This is a genomic window from Pseudonocardia sp. TMWB2A, from assembly GCF_017312135.1.
Genome location: NZ_QKQY01000002.1, coordinates 2,579,019 through 2,600,507, shown reverse-complemented (window position 1 = coordinate 2,600,507; position 21,489 = coordinate 2,579,019). Strand labels below are relative to the sequence as shown.

Here is a 21,489-nt window from a genome sequence, read left to right as displayed (position 1 = left end):
CAGCCCGAACGACGGAGACCCACCGGCGAGCGGGGGTACGGGCGGCGCGACGCCTCAGACGCCGGCGGCCGCGAGCAGCCCCGCGGCGCGTACCCCGATCAGTACCAGCGCGAGCACGGCCAGCCCGGAGACCGCCAGCAGCTGGGTCCGCCTGCGCTGCGGGGACCCCGTCCCGAGGTGGACCAGCGCCGCGGTGACCGCGGCGCCGAAGACGAGCCCGCCGAGGTGCCCCTGCCAGGAGATCCCCTGGATGCTGAGGCTGATCACGGCGTTGATCGCGATGACGGCGACGACCTGCCCGGTCGGCAGCTTCAGCCGCCGCAACAGGACGAACAGTGCCCCCATCAGCCCGAACACCGCACCGGAGGCGCCCGCGGTCGCCCCGACCGGGGAGCTGAAGAGCATGACCGCGGCCGCACCGCCGAGCATGGAGACGCCGTAGACGGCGACGAACCGGGCCCGGCCCAGGACCGTCTCGACCTCGCGGCCGATGATCCACAGGGCGTACATGTTGAACGCCAGGTGCAGCGGGCCGATGTGCAGGAAGCCCGAGGTGATGATCCGCCAGTACTCGCCGTCGGCGACCAGGAGCGGGACGAGCCCCCCGGCGTCGAACAGGGGCGAGCGGAAGTTGGACATCACGCTGCCCGCCGTGACCGCGGTGAGCACGTAGACCACCACGTTGGCGACGATCAGCCCGGGGACGATCACCGGCTTCCCGGTGCGGCTCGCACCGGCGACGTTGCGCCAGCGCGGAGTCGTCCGCGCGCCCTCGGCGAGGCAGTCCACGCAGTGCTGACCGACCGGGGCCGGCCGCAGGCAGTCGGGGCAGGCGGGCCGGTCGCAGCGCGAGCAGGCCAGCCCGGTGGGCCGGTCGGGGTGCCGGACGCAGACCGCACCGGCACCGGGCCCGGGGACCCCACCGGGCGGTGGACCACCGTGCGGCATGCCGTGCGTGGCACCGCCGTCCGGGGCCCCGCCGTACGCCGCGCCGGAGCCGGCCCAGGGCGGACCGCCCGGCGCGCCCGGCGGCGGCCACTGGGGCTGCGGGTAGCCGGGCGGCGCCGGGTAGTACGGCGTGCCCGCGGGGCCGGGGGAACCCGGCCCGCCCTCGGGCTCGCCGGGTGTCCCGGATCCGCTGCTGTCGGGTCGTCCGTTCACCACGGCCCGTCCACTCGGTGGTCGGAGACCTGCGGGGTCAGGACCGCTCGATCTCGATCTTCTCGATGACCACGTCGGTCAGCGGCCGGTCGGCCTGGCCGGTGGTGGTCTGGGCGATGGCGTCCACGACGGCCCGCGACTCGGCGTCGGCGACCTCACCGAAGATGGTGTGGCGCCGGTTCAGGTGCGGGGTGTTGCCCACCGTGATGAAGAACTGCGAGCCGTTGGTGCCCGGCCCGGCGTTGGCCATGGCCAGCAGGTAGGGCTTGTCGAACTTGAGGTCCGGGTGGAACTCGTCGCCGAACTGGTAGCCCGGGCCACCGCGACCGGTACCGGTCGGGTCGCCGCCCTGGATCATGAAGCCGCTGATCACCCGGTGGAAGATCGAACCGTCGTAGAACGGCCCGGAGTCGCCGCCGCTCGCGTTCGGGCCCGTGTAGTCCTTGCTGCCCTCCGCGAGGCCGACGAAGTTCGCGACCGTCTTCGGCGCGTGGTCGCCGAACAGCACGATGCGGACGACGCCCTCGGAGGTGTGCAGGACGGCCGTCGTGTTGGCGTTTCCTGGTTCCGTCACGGCTACCATCGTGCCAGTAAGCAGCCGCATCCGTGGGAAGCAGGTCCGGAACATGAGTGCCGAGAGGACGCGGGCCCGTGCCCGCAAGGATGCGGCCGAGGCCGTGCACACCTTCGCCGACGCCGGCCGGATCGCCGGTGGCGCGGTCGCCGACGCCGTGGCGGGAGGGGTCTCGTCCCGCCTGTCCGGCCTGTCCGACGTGGTGTCCGGCTCGGTGCACGACGCCCGCCACGCGCTGGCCGAGGTCGTCGAGCCGACCCCGGCGCGGGTGCGCCGGGCCCCGTGGATCGTGGCCGTCCTGCTGCTGACCGCGGCCGCGGTGTGGGGCTGGGCGACGGTCCTGCAGCGCGAGCGCGAGGTGGACCCGGGGACCCCGGTGCCGACGACCCCGCCGACCGACGACCAGATCCACGGCAAGCCGATCGGCCAGGGCCGGTCGCAGACGAGCGGTCACTGACCCCCGGGCCCGTCCCGGAGCGGGCGGGTCAGGCCGGCCGCAGGGTCCGCAGGAAGCCGGTCACGGCGGCCTCGTAGCCGTCGGGATCGGCGTTCCAGCTGCCGGTGTGCTCGGTACCGGAGAACTCCCGGTAGGTGACCGGCCAGCCGTGCTCGGGGGCGGTCGCGGCGAGGTCCCGGCTCAGCGTGACCGGCACGGCGGTGTCGGCGTCGCTGTGCAGGACGAGCGTCGGCGGGCGGACCGCGGGCGGGCGCCGGACCAGGTCGAACCGGTCGAGGTCGATCCCGATCCGGCGCGCGGTGAACCGGGCCGCGACCCCGGCGAGGGTCGGCGGTAGACCCCGGTTGCGGGCCTGCCTGCGCAGCGTGCGACGCCAGTCGAGCAGCGGCGCGTCCCAGACCACGGCGTCGACGAGGTCGGCGTGCGGGGACCGGTCGAGGAACGCCCCGCCCACCGCGGCCCCCATCGACCAGCCGACCAGCACCAGCCGGCGCGCGCCGTGGACCAGTGCGTAGGCCGCGGCGGCGTCGATGTCGCGCCACTCGGTGTCGCCGAGGTGCGAACGCCCGTCCGGTGACTCCGGGGCGGTCCCGTCCCCGCGGTAGCTGACGACGAGCTGGGTCAGCCCGGCCGCGTGCAGCGCGGGCAGGATCCGCAGTGCCTCGCGCCGGGTCCCGCCACGGCCGTGCACGCACAGCGCCCAGGTGTCCGGGTCACCGCCGTCCGGGGCGGGGATGCGCCAGGCCGGGGCGAGGCCGAGGTCGGTGGGCACCCGGACGTCGTCGAAGGGCAGCCCGCGCGCGGACGGGTCCGGGTCGAACGGGCCGGCGTCGAGCACCGCGGGGCCGGTCGCCGGGACCGGGCCGGCACGCAGCTCCCGGACGACGGTGCGGCGCCCGCGGTCCAGGACCGGACCGACGACGGCGAGCCCGGCCGGGCCCCGCAGCCCCCACACACCCGGCTGCGCGGACAGCCGGGTCCGCGCCAGCTCGACGGTGCCGTCCCCGGTGGCGACGACCCGCTCGGGCAGCCCCGGGTGCGGCGACGGGTGCAGCAGGATCGTCGAGTAGTGCCAGCCGATCGCGGCCGCGGCGGCGCCCCCCGCCCCGCCCAGGGCCCCGGCCAGCGCACCCGCGACGGGCGCCGAACGACGGACGGAGTGGCGGACGGAGGAGCTCGGCGCGCGCACACACTCATCCTGCTCCCCCGCGTACGGGTGCCGCGAGCGGACCACCTGATGCCTGCTGGAGTGACGAGAAGGGGCCGTACGTGCGAGCCCCCTCTCAGGTTGCCACTCGTACGGGTGAAGATCGCTATCGGATGACTGCGGAACGCAACTGACCGATGTGGATCTCGTTGTCCCCCGGCGAGGGGCGCCCGTCGCCCCTCCGCTCCCCGATCCCCTTGGAAGGACGTGCGCATGACCCCGCTCGCCCGTACCGCCCTGCGGCTGTCCCTCGCCGGCGCCGGCATCGCCGCCCTCGGCGCCGGCGTCGTCGGCCAGGCCTCGGCCGCCGAACTGCCCGAGGCACCCGACGCCCCGGACACCTCCGCTCTGGACACCTCCGCCCTGCCGTCCTACGAGGACGGCACCCTGTCGAACGACGCGAACAGCGTCTCCTTCGGCGAGCTGCAGACCCCGCACGGCGAGACCTCCGGTCTGCCGGAGCTGCCCTCGGCCGACGCGCTCCCCGGCCTGCCGGGCGCCGACTCGCTCCCCTCCGCGGACTCGCTCCCGTCGGCCGACTCGCTGCCGGGCACGGACTCGCGGCCGGACACCGCGTCGCTGCAGTCCTCCGACGACGCGCCGGAGCTGCCCTCGGCCGACGACGCCCCCGAGCTGCCGTCCGCGGACGACGCCCCCGAGCTCCCGTCGGCGGACGACGCCGACCTCCCGTCGGCCGACGACGCGGGCGCGCTTCCCGTGTTCGAGGTCCCGGGCGTGATGTACATCGAGGCCCCGACCGTCTCCTGACGGCGGACCGACGAGCGCCGGACCCCCGACCGGCGCTCGCGACGTCGCCCGTCCGGTGTCCCCCACGACCGGGGAACCGGGCGGGCGGCCGCGTACGCGGACGGGCTCAGGGCCGGCCGTGCCGCGGACGCGGCGGCGGCGCGGGCACCACCGGCGCGCGGACGAGGAGCTCGTAGCGGTCGAAGGACCCCTCGTCGTCGACGACGTGGCGCAGGAACCGGAACCCGGCCCGTCGCGCGACACCGACCGATGCGGTGTTCTGCGGGTCGACGTCGATCGAGATCCACCGCACGTCGCCCCGTTCGCCCAGGTAGCGGGCCGCGAGCCGGACCGCGCGCGTCGCGAGGCCGCGACGGCGGTACGCCGCGTAGACGCCGTAGGACAGACCTGCCCGGTCCCCCGCCGGATCGAGGTCGACGTCGATGGTCCCGACGAGGACGGCGCCGCCGTCGACCCGGATGCCGAAGCTCAGCTTCGGCCCGTCGTCGGCCCAGCGTTCGATCGCACGGCGGACGTGGGCGCGGGCGGTCGCCGGAGTCGCGGGTGCGCCACCGAGCCAGCGGACGATCTCGGCGTCCTCACCCGCGAGGTGGGCCGTCACGTCGTCCCAGCCGAGCGGACTGAGGACGACGACGCCGTCCGCCAGCATGTTCGAGGGACGCGACACACGACCATCCTGCCCCAGACGTCGCCGTGCGTGATCGGGACCTCCCCCTCCGGGGTTCCCCGTCAGGACGACGGCGCCGCGCGCACCCGGTAGCGCATGAGGAGCGTGTCGTCCCCCGTGACGACGCTGACCAGCTCGAGACGCGCGGGGTCCATGCCCGCGCCGCGGGCGATCCGCCCGGCCTCGCCGGAGACCAGGAACGGCGCGAGGGTCAGCCGCAGCTCGTCGACCAGGCCCGCCTCGGCCAGGCTGCCGAACAGCGCGGGTCCGCCCATGCAGTTGATCCGGCGCAGCCCGCGCTCCCCCAGCGCGGCGACGGCGACGGCGAGGTCGACCGACTCGTCGCCGGTGAGCACGACCTCGGCGCCGGCGTCGGTCCACCGGCCGCGCAGGTCCGCGGGGACCGACTCGCAGGTGAGCACAATCGTGGGGACCACGGTGTCGGTCAGCACCGGCGCCGACGGGTCGAGCGACTTTCCCGACGAGGTGACGACCGCCGTCGACGGCAGCTCCGACATCCCGAAGCGGCGGCGCCGGTCGTCCATCCGGTCGTTGTGCTTGACGCCCGTGAACCCCTCGGCGGTGGCCGTCCCGGCCGCGACGAGCACGACGTCGGCCAGGTCGGTCCCCAGGTCCAGCACCGCGCGGTCGGGCGGGGTGGACAGCCCGGCCGAGCTGCCCTCGACCTCGACGGCGCCGTCGGCGCTGGACACGAAGTTGACCGACAGCCGGAGGCGGTCGTCCGGGTAGGCGTAGAGCCGTTCGAGCTGCTCGGTCGACAGCGGTCCGGCGTCGGCCGCCGGGAAGATCTGGTGGATCATGCTCACGCGAGCAGTCTCACCGCCCGCGACGGGTTCCGCTCGCCACGGACGGTGGCGACCATCTCGCAGGTCTCCCGGGTGGCCCGGGCCTGGTGGGCGCGCACCATGGCGACGCCGCGGTCCGCGGCCAGCGCCGTCGCGGCGAGGGTGCCGGTCAGCCGCTCCTCCAGCGGCACGGCCAGGGACTCCCCGACGACGGTCTTGTTCGACATCGCCAGCAGCACCGGCCAGCCGGTCGCGACCATCTCCTCGATGCCGCGCAGGACCTGGAGGCTGTGCAGCGTGTTCTTGGAGAAGTCGATCGCCGGGTCGATGAGGATCCCCCCAGCGGGCACGCCCGCGGCGACGGCCTTCTCGGCGAGCGCGACGGTCTGGTCGATGACGCTGCGGAGCACATCGGCGTAGCGGGGCCGGTGCGGCTCGGTGCGCGGGGTGACGTGGTCGGTGTGGGCGCTGACGTAGCCGGCGCCGTACCGGGCGGCGACGTCGAGGATCGCCCCGTCGGCGGCGGCCCAGTTGTCGTTGACCAGGTCGGCCCCGGCGGCGCAGACGGCGTCGGCGGGCCCGGCGCGGAAGGTGTCGACCGAGATCGCGACGTCGGGGAACGTGTGGCGCGCCCACTCCACGGTCGGCACGACCCGGTCGATCTCCTCCTGCTCGGAGACCTCGGTGCCGGGACTGGCCGGGACGCCGCCGATGTCGATGACGTCGGCACCCTCCCGGACGACCGCGGTGATCCGGTCCCGGGCCGCCTGCTCGGCGAAGGTGACGCCGTGGTCGTAGAACGAGTCGGGGGTCCGGTTCACGATCGCCATGACCATCGCCCGGTCCCGGTTCCAGGTACGTCCACGGAACGTCACGCTCGGCACGTGGTCTCCTCACAGCACGGGCGGGCCCGCTGCAGGACCCGATTGGATCTCCATCCTCCCCGGGGCCCGGCGTGCGCGCCCACCCCGCCGGTCGTCAGCCGCGCGCGTACTCCCGCAGCGGCGGCTCGGCGGCCACCCGCGGCTCGGTCGCGATGCTGGTCGCGACCTGCCCCAGCAGCCGCGCCTCGTTCACCGGGAGCTGCGTCCGGTCGACGGCGGGCATGACGTCGGCCAGGCAGACGGCGCGGTCGATCCGGCCCGCGTCGGCGGGGCCGTCGTGGTCCAGCGCGTCGGCGACGACGGCGTACCCGACCGGGTCCGTGCTGCCCATGGTCAGGTGCTCGGCGACGTGCACCGGGCAGATCGACTGGACGGGGATGTTCGCGAGCCGGCCCGCGCCGTCACGGCGCAGCTCCGAGCTCGCCGCAGGCGGCAGGTTCGGGACCACGACCTCGTCGGTCACGGTGTAGACGACCGTGTAGTCGATCCCGGCGAAGGTGTCCGGGCCGTCGTTGAGGGCGGCGAGGAACTCCGCACCGGTGCGCTGCTGCCAGAACGCGGGGACACAGCCGGGCCCGCAGACCGGGTAGGCGTCGAGCGTGCCGTAGTTCGACGGGTCGATCCCGATCATGTCGGTGACCATGCCGCGGGTGTCCGGCCAGTACTTCAGGGCCCAGCGCGGGACCATGCCGCCCTGGCTGAACCCGACGACCGAGATCCGGCCGCCCGCCTCGTCGTGCATGGTGCGGATCGCGTGGACGACGTGCTCGGCCGCGACCTGGATGTCCCCGGTCGCGTGCGCGGGCAGCTGCACGAGGCAGTAGGCCCGGCCCTCCTGTGCGAAGGCGCGGGCGTAGTTCCAGTCGAAGTTGACGTCGGGGTCCAGCGTCGTCCCCGGCACCAGCAGGACCGGGGCGCCCGCGGAGCCGGCGAGGTCGCCGTGGCAGGTGAGGCTCTCGTCCAGGCCGGGCGCGGTGGGCGCGGGCCCGGGGTCGGCGGCGCGCTCCGGGGAGGCCGCCGCCACCCCCGCGACGCCGGTCAGGCAGGCCGCGGTGACGGCCAGCGCGAGCAGGGTGGACCTCGTCGTCCGAGCCATGTCTTCCCCCGTTGTCGATCTTCCTGATCGGTGAACGAGGGCGGCGGCCTGCGGTGACGCGTTCTCGTCGCTCCGACGACGACCGGGTGCGCCTCAGGCGGCCGGGCTGCGGTGCGCCGTGGTCACCAGATCCCGCGCCAGGTCGGTGTTGTCGGCGTACCCGGGACCCGAGAACCAGGTCTCGTCGGCCTCCGGGTGCGCCCCGACCAGCCTGATCCGGCCGCGCCCGACGGTCTGCGCGAGCGCCGCGACCGAGCCGTCGGTGTAGGTCGCGAGCACCTCGGCCGTGCTCCCGGACGGCAGGTCGAAGGCGGCCCCGTCCTGGAAGTACAGCCGTCGCGACGTCCCGCGCCAGTCCACGGTGACGGTCTCGCCCTCGGCCCCGGCGCCGTCGGCGGGCCGGACGGTGCCGTCGAACAGGCCGAAGCCCGAGCGACGGCCGGCGAGGTAGGCGCCGAGGCAGAACCCCAGGTAGGTGCCGCCACCCCGGACGAAGTCCGCGACGGCGCCGGCGTGGCGCTCCAGCACCGGCCACGCCTCGTCGACGGTCCCGCCGCCGGGCTGCACGTAGAGCGCGGCCCGGGACAGTGCCTCCGGGGAGAGGTCGGCGTCCTCACCGGACCCGACGAACTCGGTGCGGAACCCGAGCGGCGCGGCGGCGAGCAGCCGCTGCAGCGTCTCGGGCGAGCCCGGCGCGGTGACCGACGGCCCGCGGTGGATCAGGGCGAGCGGCGCGTCGCCCGCGGCGGAGGCCACGCCCCGCCCGGCGAGGCCGGCCGCCACGGTGAGGGCTCCGACGGTCAGGAACGTCCTGCGGTCCACGTGTCGTCCTCCGGGGTCGGGGGGAACCCGGCGGCACGTCACGAGGGGGAGCGGACGGCGCCACCGGACCGGATGCCACGACCCTGACACGGACGGCACCCGGACGGGCCCGGACGGGCGACAGCGCTGCCGGACGGTCGGCCGTCCGCTGTGGGCGGGCGGGGCCTCCGGCAGCGGTACGACCGGCCGGGCGAGGCCGGTCCGCTGATCGTCGCAGCGGACCGGCCGGCCGGGGTCACGCCAGGTGCTTCCCGGAGATCGCGCGGGCGATGACGAGCTGCTGGATCTGCTCGGTGCCCTCGAAGATGTCGTAGATCTTCGAGTCGCGGTGCATCCGCTCCACGGGGTGCTCGCGCGAGTAGCCCGCACCGCCGAGGATCTGGATGGCGCGCTCGGTGGCCCACACCGCGACCCGGCCGGCCTTGAGCTTGGACATCGACCCCTCGCCCGCGGTGAACGGGACGTTGTTGCGGCCCATCCACGCGGCCCGGTGCACGAGCAGCCGGGCGGCGTCGATCTCGGTCTTCATGTCCGCGAGGGTGAAGGAGATCGACTGGTTCTCGATGATCGGGCGGCCGAAGGCGACCCGGTCCTTGGCGTACTCCAGGGCGTACTCGTAGGCGGCGCGGGCGATGCCGATCGCCTGCGAGCCGACCGTCGGACGGGACAGCTCGAAGGTCTGCATCGCGGCCGAGCCCTTCGACTTCTCCCCCGACCGGGCGCGGGCGAGCCGCTCGTCGAGCTTCTCCTTGCCGCCGAGCAGGCAGGAGCCGGGGAGCTTCACGTCGTCGAGGAAGACGTCCGCGGTGTGCGACGCGCGCAGACCCATCTTCTTGATCTTGCGGGTGGACTCCAGGCCGGGGGTGTTCGGCGGGACGACGAACGCGGCCTGCCCCTTGCTCCCCAGGCCTGCGTCGACGACGGCCTGCACCACGTGGATGTTCGCGATGCCGCCGTTGGTGGCCCAGGCCTTCTGGCCGGTCAGGGTCCACTCGTCCTTCGCCTCGTCGTAGACGGCGCGGGTGCGCATCGCCGAGACGTCGGAGCCGGCCTCGGGCTCGGACGAGCAGAACGCGCCGACCTGCGGCTCGGAGGCGTCGCCGTAGCACTGCGGGATGAACTCGACCATCTGCTCGGGCGTGCCGGAGGCGAAGATGCCGGCCACCGCGAGGGTGGTGCCGAAGATCGCCATGCCGATGCCGCCGTCGCCCCAGAAGAGCTCCTCGTTGACCAGCGGCATGGACAGGCCGGTCTCGTCACCCCAGAAGGAGGCGAGGGTCTCGAAGTTGTAGAGCTCGATCTTCGCGGCCTCCTGCAGGATCGGCCACGGGGTCTCCTCGCGCTCGTCCCACTCGGCGGCGGCCGGGCGTACGACGTCGGCGGCGAAGCCGTGCACCCACTCCTGCAGCTCGCGGTGCTCCTCGGACAGTTCGAAGGAAGTCATCTCAGCTCTCCGCTGGTCGGTCGCGGTTCTCGTCAGGCGGACGGAATCTGGAACATCTTCTGCAGGGCGGTCGCGAAGCCGACGTCGCCGGAGACCTTGAGCTTGCGCGTCATGAACAGGGTCACCGGGTTGGCGTTGTTCGTGGCGACCTTGAGGAACTCGGTGCCCGGCATGGTCAGCGAGGTCCGGGCGTCCTCGTCGGTGCCCTCGGTGACGGTGCAGGTCCCGTTCTGCATCACGGTCTGGAAGCTGTCGGTGGTCGAGCCGTCCTTGATGTGCCAGTGCACGACCTGCCGGTTCCCGGAGGCACCCTTCGACGAGTAGAACTCGCTCATCCGGCCGAAGATCGCCTCCAGCACCGGCCGGCGGACCTCGGACGACATCACGGTCGCCAGCTGCTGCTTCGACGCGGTCTTGACCAGGCGGGCGAACAGCGACGGGTCGACGTCCTTCGCGTTCCCGTCACGCAGGGCCGTGCCGAGGGTGGAGATCAGCTGCTCGTCGGACAGGGACTTCGGGTCGACGCTGCGACCCAGCTCGTTGATGTCGACCGTGTCGGCCATCGCTCGCTCCACCTCGCCGTGGTTCACACAAGTGTCCGGTACTCGCCGTACCGGCTCGGACGGGGCGTACTTTACGCAGCAGTAGCTAAGCTGTCGAGATGGCACCCCCACCCCGCCGCAGGCTCCCGCCCGCACAGCGCGAGAAGCAGGTCCTCGACGCGGCGGTGCGCGTGTTCTCCCGGGACGGGTTCCACGACGCGTCGATGGACGCCGTCGCCGACGAGGCGGGGCTGTCGAAGCCGATGGTCTACACGCACGGCGGGGGCTCGAAGGAGGAGCTGCTGCGGCGGTGCATCCGCCGCGAGTCCGACCGGCTGCTCGTGTCGGTCTCCGGCGCCGCCGCCGGGGCACCGGCCGACGCCGAGGTGCGCCTGCACCGCGGCCTCCGGGCGTTCTTCGCCAGCGTGACCACCCACCGCGACGGCTGGTCGGTGCTCTACCGCCAGGCCCGCATCGGGGCGCTCGCGGACGAGGTGCACGCGGCGCGCACCCGCATCGTCGACCGGGTGGCACAGCTGCTGGCCGCCGAGCTGGCCGTCCCCGAGGGGGTCGACCCGGCGACGGTCACCACCCCGATCGCGGCGGCGCTGGCGGGTGCGGCCGAGGGGCTGGCCGACTGGGCCGGCGACGGCGGGGACCCCGACGACCTCGCCTCGACGCTGATGGCCCTGGTCTGGCCGGGACTGGAACGCCTGCGCGGGTGACCCGGGCCCGGCGTGCGGGTCCGGGGCGCCGGTAACGCATTCCCGCGCGGGTCTGATGGAACGGACAGACGGACCACCCGTGCAGGAGGAGCTCATGTCCGCCACGCGATCGAAGTGGGCCACGACCGTCCTCCCGACGGTGCTGGAACGGGACGGCACCCGCAGGGTGCACGACCCCCTCGTCCTCGGCGGGCCGAGCCGAAAGCTGAACACCTCCGGCGGCGTCGACCTCCCCGGTTCCGGCGCCGGGGCCGTCGTGCTGCTCCTGGTGGTCGTGGCGGCGGCCGTCCTCGTGCCGCTGTTGCTGGCCACCGGGGTGCTGTCGGTGGTGCTCTGGGGCGCGGGTGCCACCGCGGTGGCGGTGGTCGCCGGCTCGCTGGTCTACACCTCGGTGTTCCCGGACCCCGTCGCCCGGTACCGGAAGGAGCGCGGCGGCGACCCGTTCCTGGACGTCGGGGACGGCACGGACCAGGCCCGCCTGTGCGATCTCGCGACGGCCGTCGCCACCTCGTCCGCCTGGCAGCAGGCCCGTGTCGATCCGGACCGGTTGTTGCCCGCGACCCTCTGGAACGCCGTGAAGCTGGCCGAGCACGTCGGGAACCAGTCCGCCGACCTCGCGCGGGACCGCGCGGCGGGCCGCGCCGAGCACGTCCTGGCCCCGACCGTCGACGATCTGGCGGCGGCCACCGGCGAGCTGGCACGGGTGGAGACCAACCTGCGCACGCTCGGTGCGCTCGCCCGGGACCTCGACGGGCGTGCCGCGGCTCCCGAACGGGCGGCGATGACGATGACCTCGGCGCCGGTCGCGGAGCTCGGGCTCGCGGCCGCGGCCTCCGAGGCGATGCTCGACCACGCCCGGACGGTGCACCGGCTGCAGTGAGCCGGTCGCCCCGCCCGGCCGCCCTCAGCTCTCCGTGGCCGGACGCGTCACGAGGCGCCGGGTGCGGTCGGGGAGCCGGTCGACGATGCGGCCGATCCGCTCGGTGGTGCCCTGCAGCGGCGCGAGCGCGTCGGCCAGCACCCCGATCTGCCGGTCGAGCGCGTCGATCCGGGCCGCGACCGACCGCAGGTCCGGGGCGACGGCGGTCAGCTGGCTCGCGGCCTGCGCGAGGTTGACGTCCAGCGCGGCCAGCCGCGGGGTCCCGTCCGCGTCGGCGTCCGCGACGGCCGCGGCGATCCGCCGGACGGCGCCCTGGTCTCCGGTGGCGGCGGCCAGCGTCGCGAGGTCCTCGCGCACGGTGGCGAGCACCCGCAGCGGCTCCACCGCGCCCGCGAGGGCGGCGAGGTCGCCGGGGGTGCGGGCCAGCTCCTGCAGCGGTCCGACCGCCTCGGCGAGCCGCGCGAGGTCGGCCCGGGTCGCGGCCAGCTCGTGCACCGCGGGCACGGCGCCGGTGAGGCTCTCCAGGTGCTCCCGGGCCGAGGCCAGCTCCCGCAGCGGCTCGACGGCGCCGGCGAGCTGCGCCAGGTCGGCGCGGGTGGCGGCGAGCTCCTGGAGCGGGGCGACGGCGTCGGCAAGGCGCTGCAGCGAGGTGACGGCACCGGCGAGCGCGGCGAGGTCGCCCGCGGCCGGGGCCAGCTCCCGCAGCGGCGCCGCGGCACCGGCCAGCTCGTGCAGGTCCCCGCGCACCGCGGCCAGCTCGGACAACGGCCCGACGGCGGCGCTGAGCTCCCGCAGCGACTCCACGGCCCCCGCCAGCTCCGACAGCGGACCCACGGCCGAGCTGAGCTCGGTCAACGGCCCGACGGCCGTGCTCAGCTCGGACAGCGGCCCGACGGCCGTGCTCAGCTCGCGCAACGGGCCCACCGCGGTGCTGAGCTCGGTCAGCGGGCCGACGGCCGTACCCAGCTCGCGCAGGGGCTCCACCGCCGTACCCAGCGCCCGCAGCGGCTCCACCGCCGTGCCCAGCTCGGTCAGCGGCCCGACGGCGGTCGCGAGCTCACGCAACGCCTCGACCGCACCCGCCAGCTCCGACAGCGGCCCCACGGCCGCGGCCAGCTCCTGCAACGACGCGACGGCCCCGGCCAGCTCCGACAGCGGGCCCACCGCGGCGCCGAGCTCCCGCAGCGCCTCCACCGCACCCGCCAGCTCCGACAGCGGACCGACGGCCCCCGCCAGCTCCTGCAGCGACGCCACCGCCCCGCCCAGCTCCCGCAGCGGCCCGACCGCGGCGGCGAGCTCGTGCAGGTCGCCCCGCACCGCGGCCAGCTCCCGCAGGTCCTCCCGCATCCCCGCCAACTCGTGCAGATCGCTCCGCACCGCGGCCAGCTCGTGCAGGTCCTCCCGGACCCCGGCCAGCTCGTGCAGGTCGTCGCGCACGCCGGCCAGGTGGTGCAGGTCCTCCCGCAGCCCGGCGAGCTGGTGCAGGTCGTCGCGGGCACCGGCCAGCTCACGCAGTGGTCCGGCGGCCCCGGCCAGCTCGACCACGGCCGCGGTCAGCCGGTCGATCCGCTCGACGGTCACCGGGTCGTCCCACAACGTCACGACCCGGCCGAGCACGTCGTCGAGCACCGGGGCAAGGCCGGTCAGGGCGGCGTCGACACCGGCGATGCGCCGCGGCAGCGCGGCGACGTCGGCCGCGACCGATGGCATCGCCTCGACCGCGCGCGGGGCCTCGGCCAGCCAGCCGGGCAGCCGGCGGCCGATCTCCACGGCCGCGCCGACCGTGCCGAGCGCGGCGCCGATCAGGGTCCCGGTGACGCCCGCGGGCGACCAGGAGCTCGGGAGGGGCTGCTTCGCCATCGGTCTCCTCCGGGGCTCACGGGAACGTGCTCGGGTCAGCTTCGCAGATCCGGCGGCCCGGTGTACCGCTCGGTAGCCCCCTCAGTACGACGCGTCGTCCACCCGGGCCGTCGCGTCGCCGCCGGCGTCGCGGGCCGCGGCGTCGTCGAGGATCGTGGCCGTACCGCTGGTGCCGAAGCGGGTGACGCCCGCGGCGTGGAAGGCCAGCACGGTGTCGAGGTCCCGGACCCCGCCGGAGGCCTTGACCTGCACCTGCGGTCCGACGGTGGCGCGCATGAGCGCGAGGTGCCCGGGCGTGGCGCCGCCGCCGGCGAAGCCGGTGGAGGTCTTCACGAAGGCCGCGCCCGCCGACTCGGCGGCCCGGCAGCCGGCGACCACGTCGTCGTCGGACAGCAACGCGGTCTCCAGGATCACCTTCACGACGCGGCCGTCGGCGGCCCCGACGACGGCCGCGATGTCGGCCTCGACGTCGTCGGTCAGGCCGCTCCGCAGCCGGCCGATGTTCAGCACCATGTCCAGCTCGGCGGCGCCGTCGGCGATCGCCTGCCGCGCCTCGGCGACCTTGGCCGCGGTGCTGGTCGTGCCGTGCGGGAAGCCGATCACGGTGCCGACGGCGACGCCGGTCCCCGCGAGCCGGGCGGCGGCGTACGCGACGTCGGACGGGCGCACGCACACGCTGAAGATGCGGTAGCGCGCGGCGAGGTCGAGCTGGGCGTCGACCTCGGTGCGGGTCAGCTCGGGCTTGAGGATCGCGTGGTCGATCATCCCGGCGATCGCGGCGGCGGAGAGGGTCGTAGCGCTCACGGTGGTCCTTCGGGTCCCGGCGGGAGGATCGCCCCCGCGGGTGGTCGGCGGTCGGGTGCGAAGGCTACGCGCCCGGGGCGCCGCCGATCAGCACATGCGGTGACGGCCACCCGCTGCGATGCTGGTCGGACGCTCCGGAGATCCCGGTGGCGGAAGGGGGCCCGACCATGGCGGACGACGACCGCTCCGCTCCGGACGCCGCGCACGCCGCCGTTCCCGGACCGACGCTGCGCTTCGAGCAGTCCAGCCACCCGGCGGGCGCCACCGTGCTGCACGCGATCGGCGCCATCGACGACGACACCTCGCCCGATCTCTGGGTGGAGATGGGCATCTGGTCCGAGGCGGGCCCCGAGCTCATCCTCGATCTGACCCGCGTGGACTTCCTGGGGACGGCGGGGCTGAACTCGCTGCTCCAGTCGCGCGACATGATGGGCTCCGAGGGCAAGCGGCTGCGGGTGTACTGCGGGTCGAGCCGGCCCGCACGGCGCGCGCTCCAGGTGACCGGCGCGATGGACCTGTTCGACGTCGTCGACCGGATCCCCGAGGAGCCGGCGTCGTCGCGGAACATGCTGTTCGGCGTGCCGGACCCGGACGTCCGCCTGAACGGTCAGCGCCGCTCGAACGACGAGTAGCCCGCGGCGGCCTCGTCGTCGCAGGCCCGCAGCACGCCCGCGACCCCGCCGGGCACCGCGTACGGCGCGACCGGCTCCGCCGGGCACGACAGCGCCTCGATCGTCGACAGGCCGTCGGCGTCGAGGTCGCCGATCGCCCGGTCGACCCACTCGACCTGTCCCTGCAGGCAGGCCGCGTCGTTGCCGTACCCGAGGGTCGGCGCCAGCGGCGCGAACAGGTTCGGGAAGCCGGGGTGCGCCATCCCGAGCAGGCCCGGCCCGGTGCCGAGCAGCCGCCCGTCGCGGCCGACGACGTCGATCCCGGCCCGGGTCGCGCCCGGGTCGAACCCGGTGGCCAGCACGATCGCGTTCAGCCCGATGACGGTCCCGTCGGCCAGCCCGACCCCCTCCGACCGGATCCGCGTGACCGGGTTCCGGGCGACGGGGAGCACCTCGACGTCGTCGCGGTGGAAGCTCTCCAACCAGCCCTGGTCGGTCGCGACGGGGCGCAGGCCGTAGTCGTCGCCGTCCGGGACCAGGGCCGCCGCGAGGCGGTCGTCGCTCAGACGCGCCCGCATCCGGTCCCGGACGACGGCGGCCGCCGCGGCCCGCAGTGCCGGGTCGGACGCGAGCCCGGCGAGCCGGGCCGGGTGCAGCGCCAGCGGGTCCTCGTCGTAGACCGTCCCCAGACTGTTCAGTCCTCTGTGGACAGACAGATGCCCGGTGCCGGACGGTGTGGACCGGACCGCCTCGCGCATCGCGGGCAGCCGGTCGCGGTAGGCCGCGCGCTCCGGCCAGCCGAACATCGGGTTGGCCGCGGGCAGCACGAAACGCGGGGTCCGGGCCAGGACGGTGACCCGGCCGACCCGCCCGGCCAGGGCCGGGACCAGCTGGACCGCGCTCGGCCCGCAGCCGACGACGCCGACCCGCAGCCCGTCGAGCTCGGGTCCCCCGGCGGGCCAGGCTCCGGTGTGGACGACCGGCCCGGTGAAGTCCGACCGTCCGGGGACGGCGTCGGTGCGGGGCGCGGTGAACGCCCCCGTGCAGCGGACCAGGAACCGGGCCGACAGCTCGTCGTCGCCGGTGCGGACCCGCCAGCGGCCACCGTCCCAGCGGGCGGCGGTGACCGGTGTGGACAGTCGCAGGTCGCGGTGCAGGTCGAGCCGGTCGGCGACGAACCGCAGCCAGCGCAGCACCTCGTAGCCGGCCGGGAAGCGCTCGCTCCAGCCCCAGTCGCGGTACAGCTCGTCGGAGAACAGGTACTGGTACGCGGCACCCTCGGTGTCGACACGGGCACCCGGGAACCGTTGGTGGTGCCACACCCCGCCGGGCTCGGGCGCGGCGTCGACGCAGGTCACCCGCAGACCGCGCCGGCGCAGCAGGTGCAGCGCGTACAGCCCCGCGACCCCGGCGCCGACGACCACGACGTCGTGCTCGTCCTCCACCGGCCCAGCGTGGCCGATCAGGGACGTCGCCGGACCGACCTGTCTCAGATCGACACGCGGCGCCCGGTGGGCCAGGCTGGGTCCGTGGTTTCCGGCGGGGCGCGGTAGCGCCGGTGGACGCGGTCCTCCTCGGGGTCGGCGGTCTCGTGCTGCTGCTCGTCGGCGCCGAGCTGCTGGTCCGGTCCGGCAGCAGGCTCGCCACCCGGCTGGGTCTGTCCCCGATGGTCATCGGGCTGACCGTCGTCTCGGTCGGCACGAGCCTGCCCGAGCTGGCGATCGGCATCGACGCGGCGCGCTCGGGCAGCCCGGGCATCGCCACCGGCAACATCGTCGGCACCAACCTGGCGAACCTGCTGCTCGTGCTCGGTCTGGGCGCGCTGCTGCGGCCGGTCGCGTTCGACCGGCGCACGCTGCGCTACGACCTGCCCGCGATGGTCGCCGCCGCGCTGCTGCTGTTCGCCCTGTCGCGCGACGGGTCGATCGGCCCGGCCGGCGGGGTCGTGCTGCTGCTCGCCGCCGTCGGCTACGTCGTGCTGGTGCTGCGCACCTCCCCGCGCGAGGACGTCACCGCCGAGGCCGACGCCGGCGACGGGCGCGGCGGCCCGCTGGTGCAGCTGCTGGTGCTGGTGCTCTCCCTGGCGCTGGTCGTGCTCGGCGCGGAGTTGCTGGTCGACGGCGCGGTGCAGGGCGCGCTGGTGCTCGGCGTCGACGAGGCGGTGATCGGGCTGACGGTCGTCGCGCTCGGCACGTCGGCACCCGAGCTGGTGACGATGCTGGTCGCCGTCGCACGGCGGGAGACCGGGCTCGCCGTCGGGAACCTGGTCGGGTCCAGCGTCCTGAACATCGCGCTCGTCCTGGGGGCGACGGTGCTCGCCGCACCCGGCGCGACGATCGCGGTCCCGCCGGACGTCGTCGAGGCCGACCTGGTGCTGCTGGTCGTCGCGACCCTGGGGACGGGGCTGGCGATGCGGACCGGGTCCCGGCTGTCGCGGCCCGAGGGCGGGCTGCTGGTACTGGGCTACGCGGCCTATCTGACCTGGTTGGTCCTCACCCGGGTGTGAGCGGGTGTCGCACACTGGGCGCATGACCGCATCCGACGACGCATGGTCCTGGCCCGACGCGACGACCGCGGCGCACGACCTCGCCGCGCACCTGGAGGACGCCGCCCGCGCCCTGCGCGACGGCCGCGCGGAGGTCCGCCGGTCCGCGACCGGCACCGCCTCCGACGGTCACCGGCAGCTGGAGATCGACCTGACCTGGCGCGAGGACGCGTCCTAGGTCGGGTCAGCGCGCGGCGAGCTCGGCCCACACCCGTTTGCCGCGGCCTCGGGTGTCGCAGCCCCAGGCCTGCGCGACGGCGTCGACGAGCTGCAGGCCGCGCCCGCGCACCGCCCGCAGGTCGAGCGGCTGGAGCAGCGGGCCGCCCGCGCCCTCGTCGTCGACCTCGATCCGCAGGGCGTCCCGGCCCCGGACCAGGGTCAGGCGGAACGCGGTGCGGGCGTGGTCGACGACGTTCGCGACGAGCTCCTCGATGACCAGCATCGCGTCGGCGAGGGTGCCGGGGGCGAGGTCCCAGCCGACGAGGACGCGTTCCGCGGAACGCCGCGTCTCCCGGCCGACCCCGGCGTGCGGGACGTGCTCGGTGACGACCCGGTCGGCGTCGCCGGTGCCGGGCTCCTCGACCTGCACGACGACCACCCCGGCGTCGTCGCTGAGGTGACCGCCGCAGTGCGCGAGGGCGGCGTCGGTGAGGGCGCGCGCGATCGTGTCGGCGTCGGCGCCCGGGTCGAGCGAGGCCAGCGTGCGCCGGGCGCCCTCCTCCCCCAGCTGCTCCCAGTGCCCGCGCACGTGCGCCTCGGTGATGCCGTCGGTGTAGAGGACGAGGCTGTCGCCCGCGGCGAGGGTGACACCCTCGCCGGCCACCATCGGGGTGGTGCCGATGCCGAGGACCAGCCCGCCGCCGCCGTGGAACTCGGCGGTGCCGTCGGCCCGTCGCACGAGGGCGGGCGGGTGACCGGCCGAGGCGAGGTCGGCGTGCCAGGTGTCGGAGGGGCCGCGGCGCAGCGACGCGAGCGCGGCGGTGACGAAGCTGATGCGACCGTCGAACCAGACGTGCAGGACGTCGTTGACGGTGCGGAGCACGGCGGCCGGGTCGTTCTCGAAGTGCGCGGCGGTGCGGGTGGCCGAGCGGGCCAGCGCGGTCGTCCGGGCGGCGCCGGCGCCCTTGCCCTGGACGTCGCCGATCACCACGGCGACGCCGTCGGGGGTGGGGACCGCGTCGTAGAAGTCGCCCATGACCTCCACGCCGGAGCCGCCGGGCAGGAAGCGGGCCGCGATGTCGACCCCGGGCAGCCGCGGGGGCTGCGCCGGCAGCAGCGACTCCTGCAGCGTCCGGGCCAGCGTCTCGGTCTCGGCGGCGTTGCGGGCGGCGGCGAACGCCTGCCGCTCGGTCTCTCGCAGGGCCAGGCGCAGCGCGATCTCGCCCTCGACGGCGTCCGCCAGGGTGCGGATCGTCTCGCGGTGCAGCGGGGTCCACTCGCGGACGACGACGTCCATCGCGCAGAGGTTGCCCACGACCTGGCCCGCGGGGTCGCGCACCGGCACGCCGAGCCAGGCGGCCGCACCGAAGTCGGTCATCAGCGAGAGGTCGCGCAGCCGCGGGTCGGCCCGCACGTCACCGGCGCAGATCTCCCCGCCCGACTCGACGACGACCTTGCACCCGCTGTCCTCGACGGGCGCCGACCAGACGCCGTCCGGCCCGACGATCTGCGCGGGCTCGGGGGTGCCCTTGAGGAAGGTCCGGACCTCGTCGACGACGGTCAGCATGACCGCCGGGGTGCCGAGGACCACCGAGACCAGCCGGGTCAGGCGGTTGAACGCCTCCTCCGGCCCGGTGTCCAGCAGGTGCGTGGCCTGGACCGCGGCCAGCCGTGCCGGCGACTCCAGCGGCGACGGTGCCGCGACCGCAACGGGATCCGACACCAGGCTCATTCGCGTGATCCTTGCACCGCGGCGCGCCAGCGTCCTGTCGGTGTACCGCGGAGGCCGGGTGATCGTCAATTGTGACGATGCGGTTCAGCCCGCCGATCCGGTGTGGAGACGGGCGGCACACCGGGTCAGGTGGTCCCGTTCGGCCGTGGAGGACGCCAGTGCCGCGGCCTCGGCGTAGAGACGCGCGGCCGTGGCCCACTCCCCCGCCCGTTCGTGCAGGTGGGCGCTGACCGCGGTCCAGCGGGGCAGCGCCGGGTCGAGATCGGCGAGAGCCGCCAGCCCGGCCCGTGGTCCGTCGGCCTCCCCGACGGCGACGGCCCGGTTCAGCCGGGCGACCGGGCTGCCGGTGAGCCGGACCAGCTCGTCGTACCACTCGACGATCTGGGGCCAGTCGGTCTCCCCGGCGGCCGGCGCGTCGGCGTGCAGGGCGGCGACGGCCGCCTGGGCCTGGAACTCCCCCAGCCGGTCGCGGGCCAGCGCGGCCTGCAGCACCGCCACCCCCTCGGTGATCAGCGCGGTGTCCCAGCGGCCGCGGTCCTGCTCGGCCAGCGGCACCAGCTCGCCCGCCGGGCCGGTCCGGGCGGCGCGGCGGGCGTGGTGCAGCAGCATCAGCGCGAGCAGGCCCGCGACCTCGGGATGGTCGACCGACGCCGCGAGGCGCCGGGTCAGCCGGATCGCCTCGGCGGCGAGGTCGACGTCGCCGGAGTAGCCCTCGTTGAACACCAGGTAGAGCACCCGCAGGACGGTCGCGACGTCGCCGGGGCGGTCGAACCGCTCCCCCGCGACAGTGCGTTTGGCGCGGCTGATCCGCTGCGCCATCGTCGCCTCGGGCACCAGGTAGGCCGCGGCGATCTGCCGGGTGGTGAGCCCGCCGACCGCGCGCAGGGTGAGCGCGACCGCCGACGACGGCGACAGCGACGGGTGCGCGCACAGGAAGTACAGCTCGAGCGCGTCGTCGTGGTCCGGCGCCGGGCCGGGCGCCGGCTCGGCCTCGGCCCGTTCCTCCCGGCCACGACGCGCGGTCTCCGACCGGGTGGCGTCGAGGAAGCGGCGCCAGGCCACCGTCACGAGCCAGCCCTTCGGGTCCCGCGGCGGGTCGGCGGGCCAGGTCCGCAGGGCCTCGACCAGCGCGTCCTGCACGGCGTCCTCGGCCGCCGCGAAGCCCGCCCCGCGACGGCCGAGGATCCCCAGGACCTCCGGTACGAGACCGCGCAGCAGCGCGGCGTCGGTACCGACCACCTCGCTGCTCACTCCGTGACGGTCGGCGGGGCCTCGAGGAACGGGCGCAGCTCGATCCACTCGTGGATCGGCTCCCCACCGGCGCCGGGGGCCGCCGACAGCCCACCGGTCAGCTCGACGGCCCGCTCGTAGCTGTCGACGTCGATGATCATCCAGCCGGCGACGAGGTCCTTGGTCTCCGCGAACGGACCGTCGGTGACCGGCGGGCGGCCCTCGCCGTCGTAGCGGACGAAGGTGCCCTCCGGCGCCAGCGCCTGGGCGTCGACGAACTCGCCGGTCTCCTTCAGGGACTCGGCGAAGTCCTGCATGAAGCGGATGTGCGCGGTGACCTCCTCGGGAGCCCAGCGGTCCATCGGCACGTCGTTCTTCGGGGCCGGGGCGCCGCGGTAGTGCTTGAGCAGCAGGTACTTGGCCATGGTGGGTCTCCTCGGTGCTCGTCGCGGCCCATCCTGGCCGCGTTCACCCCGGGGACGGAACCGGACGCGCGTTCTCGACATGTCCGCTCG

Annotated in this window: 23 protein-coding genes; 7 read left to right on the top strand and 16 right to left on the bottom strand. The window is 75.2% G+C overall.

The features are described 5' to 3' along the window. Positions 1–54 precede the first annotated feature (54 nt). Positions 55–1,161 (bottom strand): rhomboid family intramembrane serine protease, encoded by a 1,107-nt coding sequence (locus DMP17_RS27050; protein ID WP_337830977.1) that lies wholly within the window; start codon positions 1,159–1,161, stop codon positions 55–57. A gap of 37 nt (positions 1,162–1,198) precedes the next feature. Then, positions 1,199–1,744 carry a peptidylprolyl isomerase gene (locus DMP17_RS27045; protein WP_226354491.1) on the bottom strand — a complete coding sequence of 182 codons (546 nt, stop codon included), beginning with the start codon at positions 1,742–1,744 and terminating at the stop codon, positions 1,199–1,201. 43 nt (positions 1,745–1,787) lie between these two features. On the opposite strand from DMP17_RS27045, the gene DMP17_RS27040 reads away from it, so the two are divergent. Continuing rightward, positions 1,788–2,192, top strand: a complete 405-nt coding sequence (locus tag DMP17_RS27040; RefSeq protein ID WP_226354490.1) for a hypothetical protein — start codon at positions 1,788–1,790, stop codon at positions 2,190–2,192. Positions 2,193–2,220: 28 nt separating this feature from the next. Here the strand turns inward: DMP17_RS27040 and DMP17_RS27035 are convergent, their stop codons facing one another. Beyond that, positions 2,221–3,381 carry an alpha/beta hydrolase family protein gene (locus DMP17_RS27035; protein WP_226368070.1) on the bottom strand — a complete coding sequence of 387 codons (1,161 nt, stop codon included), beginning with the start codon at positions 3,379–3,381 and terminating at the stop codon, positions 2,221–2,223. A gap of 231 nt (positions 3,382–3,612) precedes the next feature. Here DMP17_RS27035 and DMP17_RS27030 point away from each other — a divergent pair, with 231 nt between their 5' ends. Further along, positions 3,613–4,167 carry a hypothetical protein gene (locus DMP17_RS27030; RefSeq protein WP_226354488.1) on the top strand — a complete coding sequence of 185 codons (555 nt, stop codon included), beginning with the start codon at positions 3,613–3,615 and terminating at the stop codon, positions 4,165–4,167. Between the two features lie 106 nt (positions 4,168–4,273). Here DMP17_RS27030 and DMP17_RS27025 read toward each other — a convergent pair whose 3' ends face one another. The 7 genes from DMP17_RS27025 to DMP17_RS26995 all read right to left on the bottom strand — a co-directional run bounded on the left by DMP17_RS27025 (position 4,274) and on the right by DMP17_RS26995 (position 10,449). Continuing rightward, positions 4,274–4,834 (bottom strand): GNAT family N-acetyltransferase, encoded by a 561-nt coding sequence (locus tag DMP17_RS27025; RefSeq protein WP_337830976.1) that lies wholly within the window; start codon positions 4,832–4,834, stop codon positions 4,274–4,276. A 62-nt stretch (positions 4,835–4,896) separates the two neighbouring features. After that, complete coding sequence (locus tag DMP17_RS27020) at positions 4,897–5,655, bottom strand: dihydrofolate reductase family protein (protein WP_226356618.1); 759 nt, start codon at positions 5,653–5,655, stop codon at positions 4,897–4,899. A gap of 2 nt (positions 5,656–5,657) precedes the next feature. Next, entirely contained in the window at positions 5,658–6,524 is an 867-nt protein-coding gene (gene folP, locus DMP17_RS27015; protein ID WP_226354487.1) for a dihydropteroate synthase, read from the bottom strand. 94 nt (positions 6,525–6,618) lie between these two features. Then, positions 6,619–7,620, bottom strand: coding sequence for an esterase/lipase family protein (locus DMP17_RS27010; protein WP_337830975.1), 1,002 nt, complete (start codon positions 7,618–7,620; stop codon positions 6,619–6,621). A gap of 93 nt (positions 7,621–7,713) precedes the next feature. Then, on the bottom strand, positions 7,714–8,442 hold the full coding sequence (locus DMP17_RS27005; protein ID WP_337830974.1) for a BPL-N domain-containing protein: 729 nt from the start codon (positions 8,440–8,442) through the stop codon (positions 7,714–7,716). A gap of 235 nt (positions 8,443–8,677) precedes the next feature. Continuing rightward, positions 8,678–9,886, bottom strand: coding sequence for an acyl-CoA dehydrogenase family protein (locus tag DMP17_RS27000; RefSeq protein WP_337830973.1), 1,209 nt, complete (start codon positions 9,884–9,886; stop codon positions 8,678–8,680). Between the two features lie 32 nt (positions 9,887–9,918). Further along, positions 9,919–10,449: an SCP2 sterol-binding domain-containing protein gene (locus DMP17_RS26995; protein ID WP_226354483.1), complete on the bottom strand. Its 531-nt coding sequence runs from the start codon at positions 10,447–10,449 to the stop codon at positions 9,919–9,921. 98 nt (positions 10,450–10,547) lie between these two features. Between DMP17_RS26995 and DMP17_RS26990 the strand changes: the two genes are divergently transcribed. Beyond that, complete coding sequence (locus DMP17_RS26990; RefSeq protein WP_337830972.1) at positions 10,548–11,153, top strand: TetR/AcrR family transcriptional regulator; 606 nt, start codon at positions 10,548–10,550, stop codon at positions 11,151–11,153. Positions 11,154–11,247: 94 nt separating this feature from the next. After that, positions 11,248–12,033: a hypothetical protein gene (locus tag DMP17_RS26985; RefSeq protein ID WP_337830971.1), complete on the top strand. Its 786-nt coding sequence runs from the start codon at positions 11,248–11,250 to the stop codon at positions 12,031–12,033. A 24-nt stretch (positions 12,034–12,057) separates the two neighbouring features. Here DMP17_RS26985 and DMP17_RS26980 read toward each other — a convergent pair whose 3' ends face one another. Then, positions 12,058–13,893, bottom strand: a complete 1,836-nt coding sequence (locus DMP17_RS26980; RefSeq protein WP_337830970.1) for a hypothetical protein — start codon at positions 13,891–13,893, stop codon at positions 12,058–12,060. Positions 13,894–13,974: 81 nt separating this feature from the next. After that, complete coding sequence (gene deoC / locus DMP17_RS26975; RefSeq protein WP_337830969.1) at positions 13,975–14,697, bottom strand: deoxyribose-phosphate aldolase; 723 nt, start codon at positions 14,695–14,697, stop codon at positions 13,975–13,977. Positions 14,698–14,864: 167 nt separating this feature from the next. Between deoC and DMP17_RS26970 the strand changes: the two genes are divergently transcribed. Then, positions 14,865–15,329: an STAS domain-containing protein gene (locus DMP17_RS26970; protein WP_226354478.1), complete on the top strand. Its 465-nt coding sequence runs from the start codon at positions 14,865–14,867 to the stop codon at positions 15,327–15,329. Here DMP17_RS26970 and DMP17_RS26965 read toward each other — a convergent pair. Continuing rightward, positions 15,305–16,753, bottom strand: a complete 1,449-nt coding sequence (locus tag DMP17_RS26965) for a flavin-containing monooxygenase (RefSeq protein WP_337830968.1) — start codon at positions 16,751–16,753, stop codon at positions 15,305–15,307. The genes DMP17_RS26970 and DMP17_RS26965 overlap by 25 nt on opposite strands. A gap of 113 nt (positions 16,754–16,866) precedes the next feature. Here DMP17_RS26965 and DMP17_RS26960 point away from each other — a divergent pair, with 113 nt between their 5' ends. Next, positions 16,867–17,814 carry a calcium/sodium antiporter gene (locus DMP17_RS26960; RefSeq protein ID WP_337830967.1) on the top strand — a complete coding sequence of 316 codons (948 nt, stop codon included), beginning with the start codon at positions 16,867–16,869 and terminating at the stop codon, positions 17,812–17,814. Between the two features lie 22 nt (positions 17,815–17,836). Beyond that, positions 17,837–18,031 (top strand): hypothetical protein, encoded by a 195-nt coding sequence (locus DMP17_RS26955; RefSeq protein WP_337830966.1) that lies wholly within the window; start codon positions 17,837–17,839, stop codon positions 18,029–18,031. 6 nt (positions 18,032–18,037) lie between these two features. On the opposite strand, the gene DMP17_RS26950 is transcribed toward DMP17_RS26955, so the two are convergent. The 3 genes from DMP17_RS26950 to DMP17_RS26940 form a co-directional block, all read right to left on the bottom strand. Beyond that, on the bottom strand, positions 18,038–19,744 hold the full coding sequence (locus DMP17_RS26950; protein ID WP_337830965.1) for an ATP-binding SpoIIE family protein phosphatase: 1,707 nt from the start codon (positions 19,742–19,744) through the stop codon (positions 18,038–18,040). Between the two features lie 84 nt (positions 19,745–19,828). Continuing rightward, positions 19,829–20,995 (bottom strand): RNA polymerase sigma factor, encoded by a 1,167-nt coding sequence (locus DMP17_RS26945; protein ID WP_337830964.1) that lies wholly within the window; start codon positions 20,993–20,995, stop codon positions 19,829–19,831. Then, entirely contained in the window at positions 20,992–21,399 is a 408-nt protein-coding gene (locus DMP17_RS26940; RefSeq protein WP_178376542.1) for a YciI family protein, read from the bottom strand. Before DMP17_RS26940 ends, DMP17_RS26945 begins: the two co-directional genes overlap by 4 nt. Between the last annotated feature and the right edge of the window lie 90 nt (positions 21,400–21,489).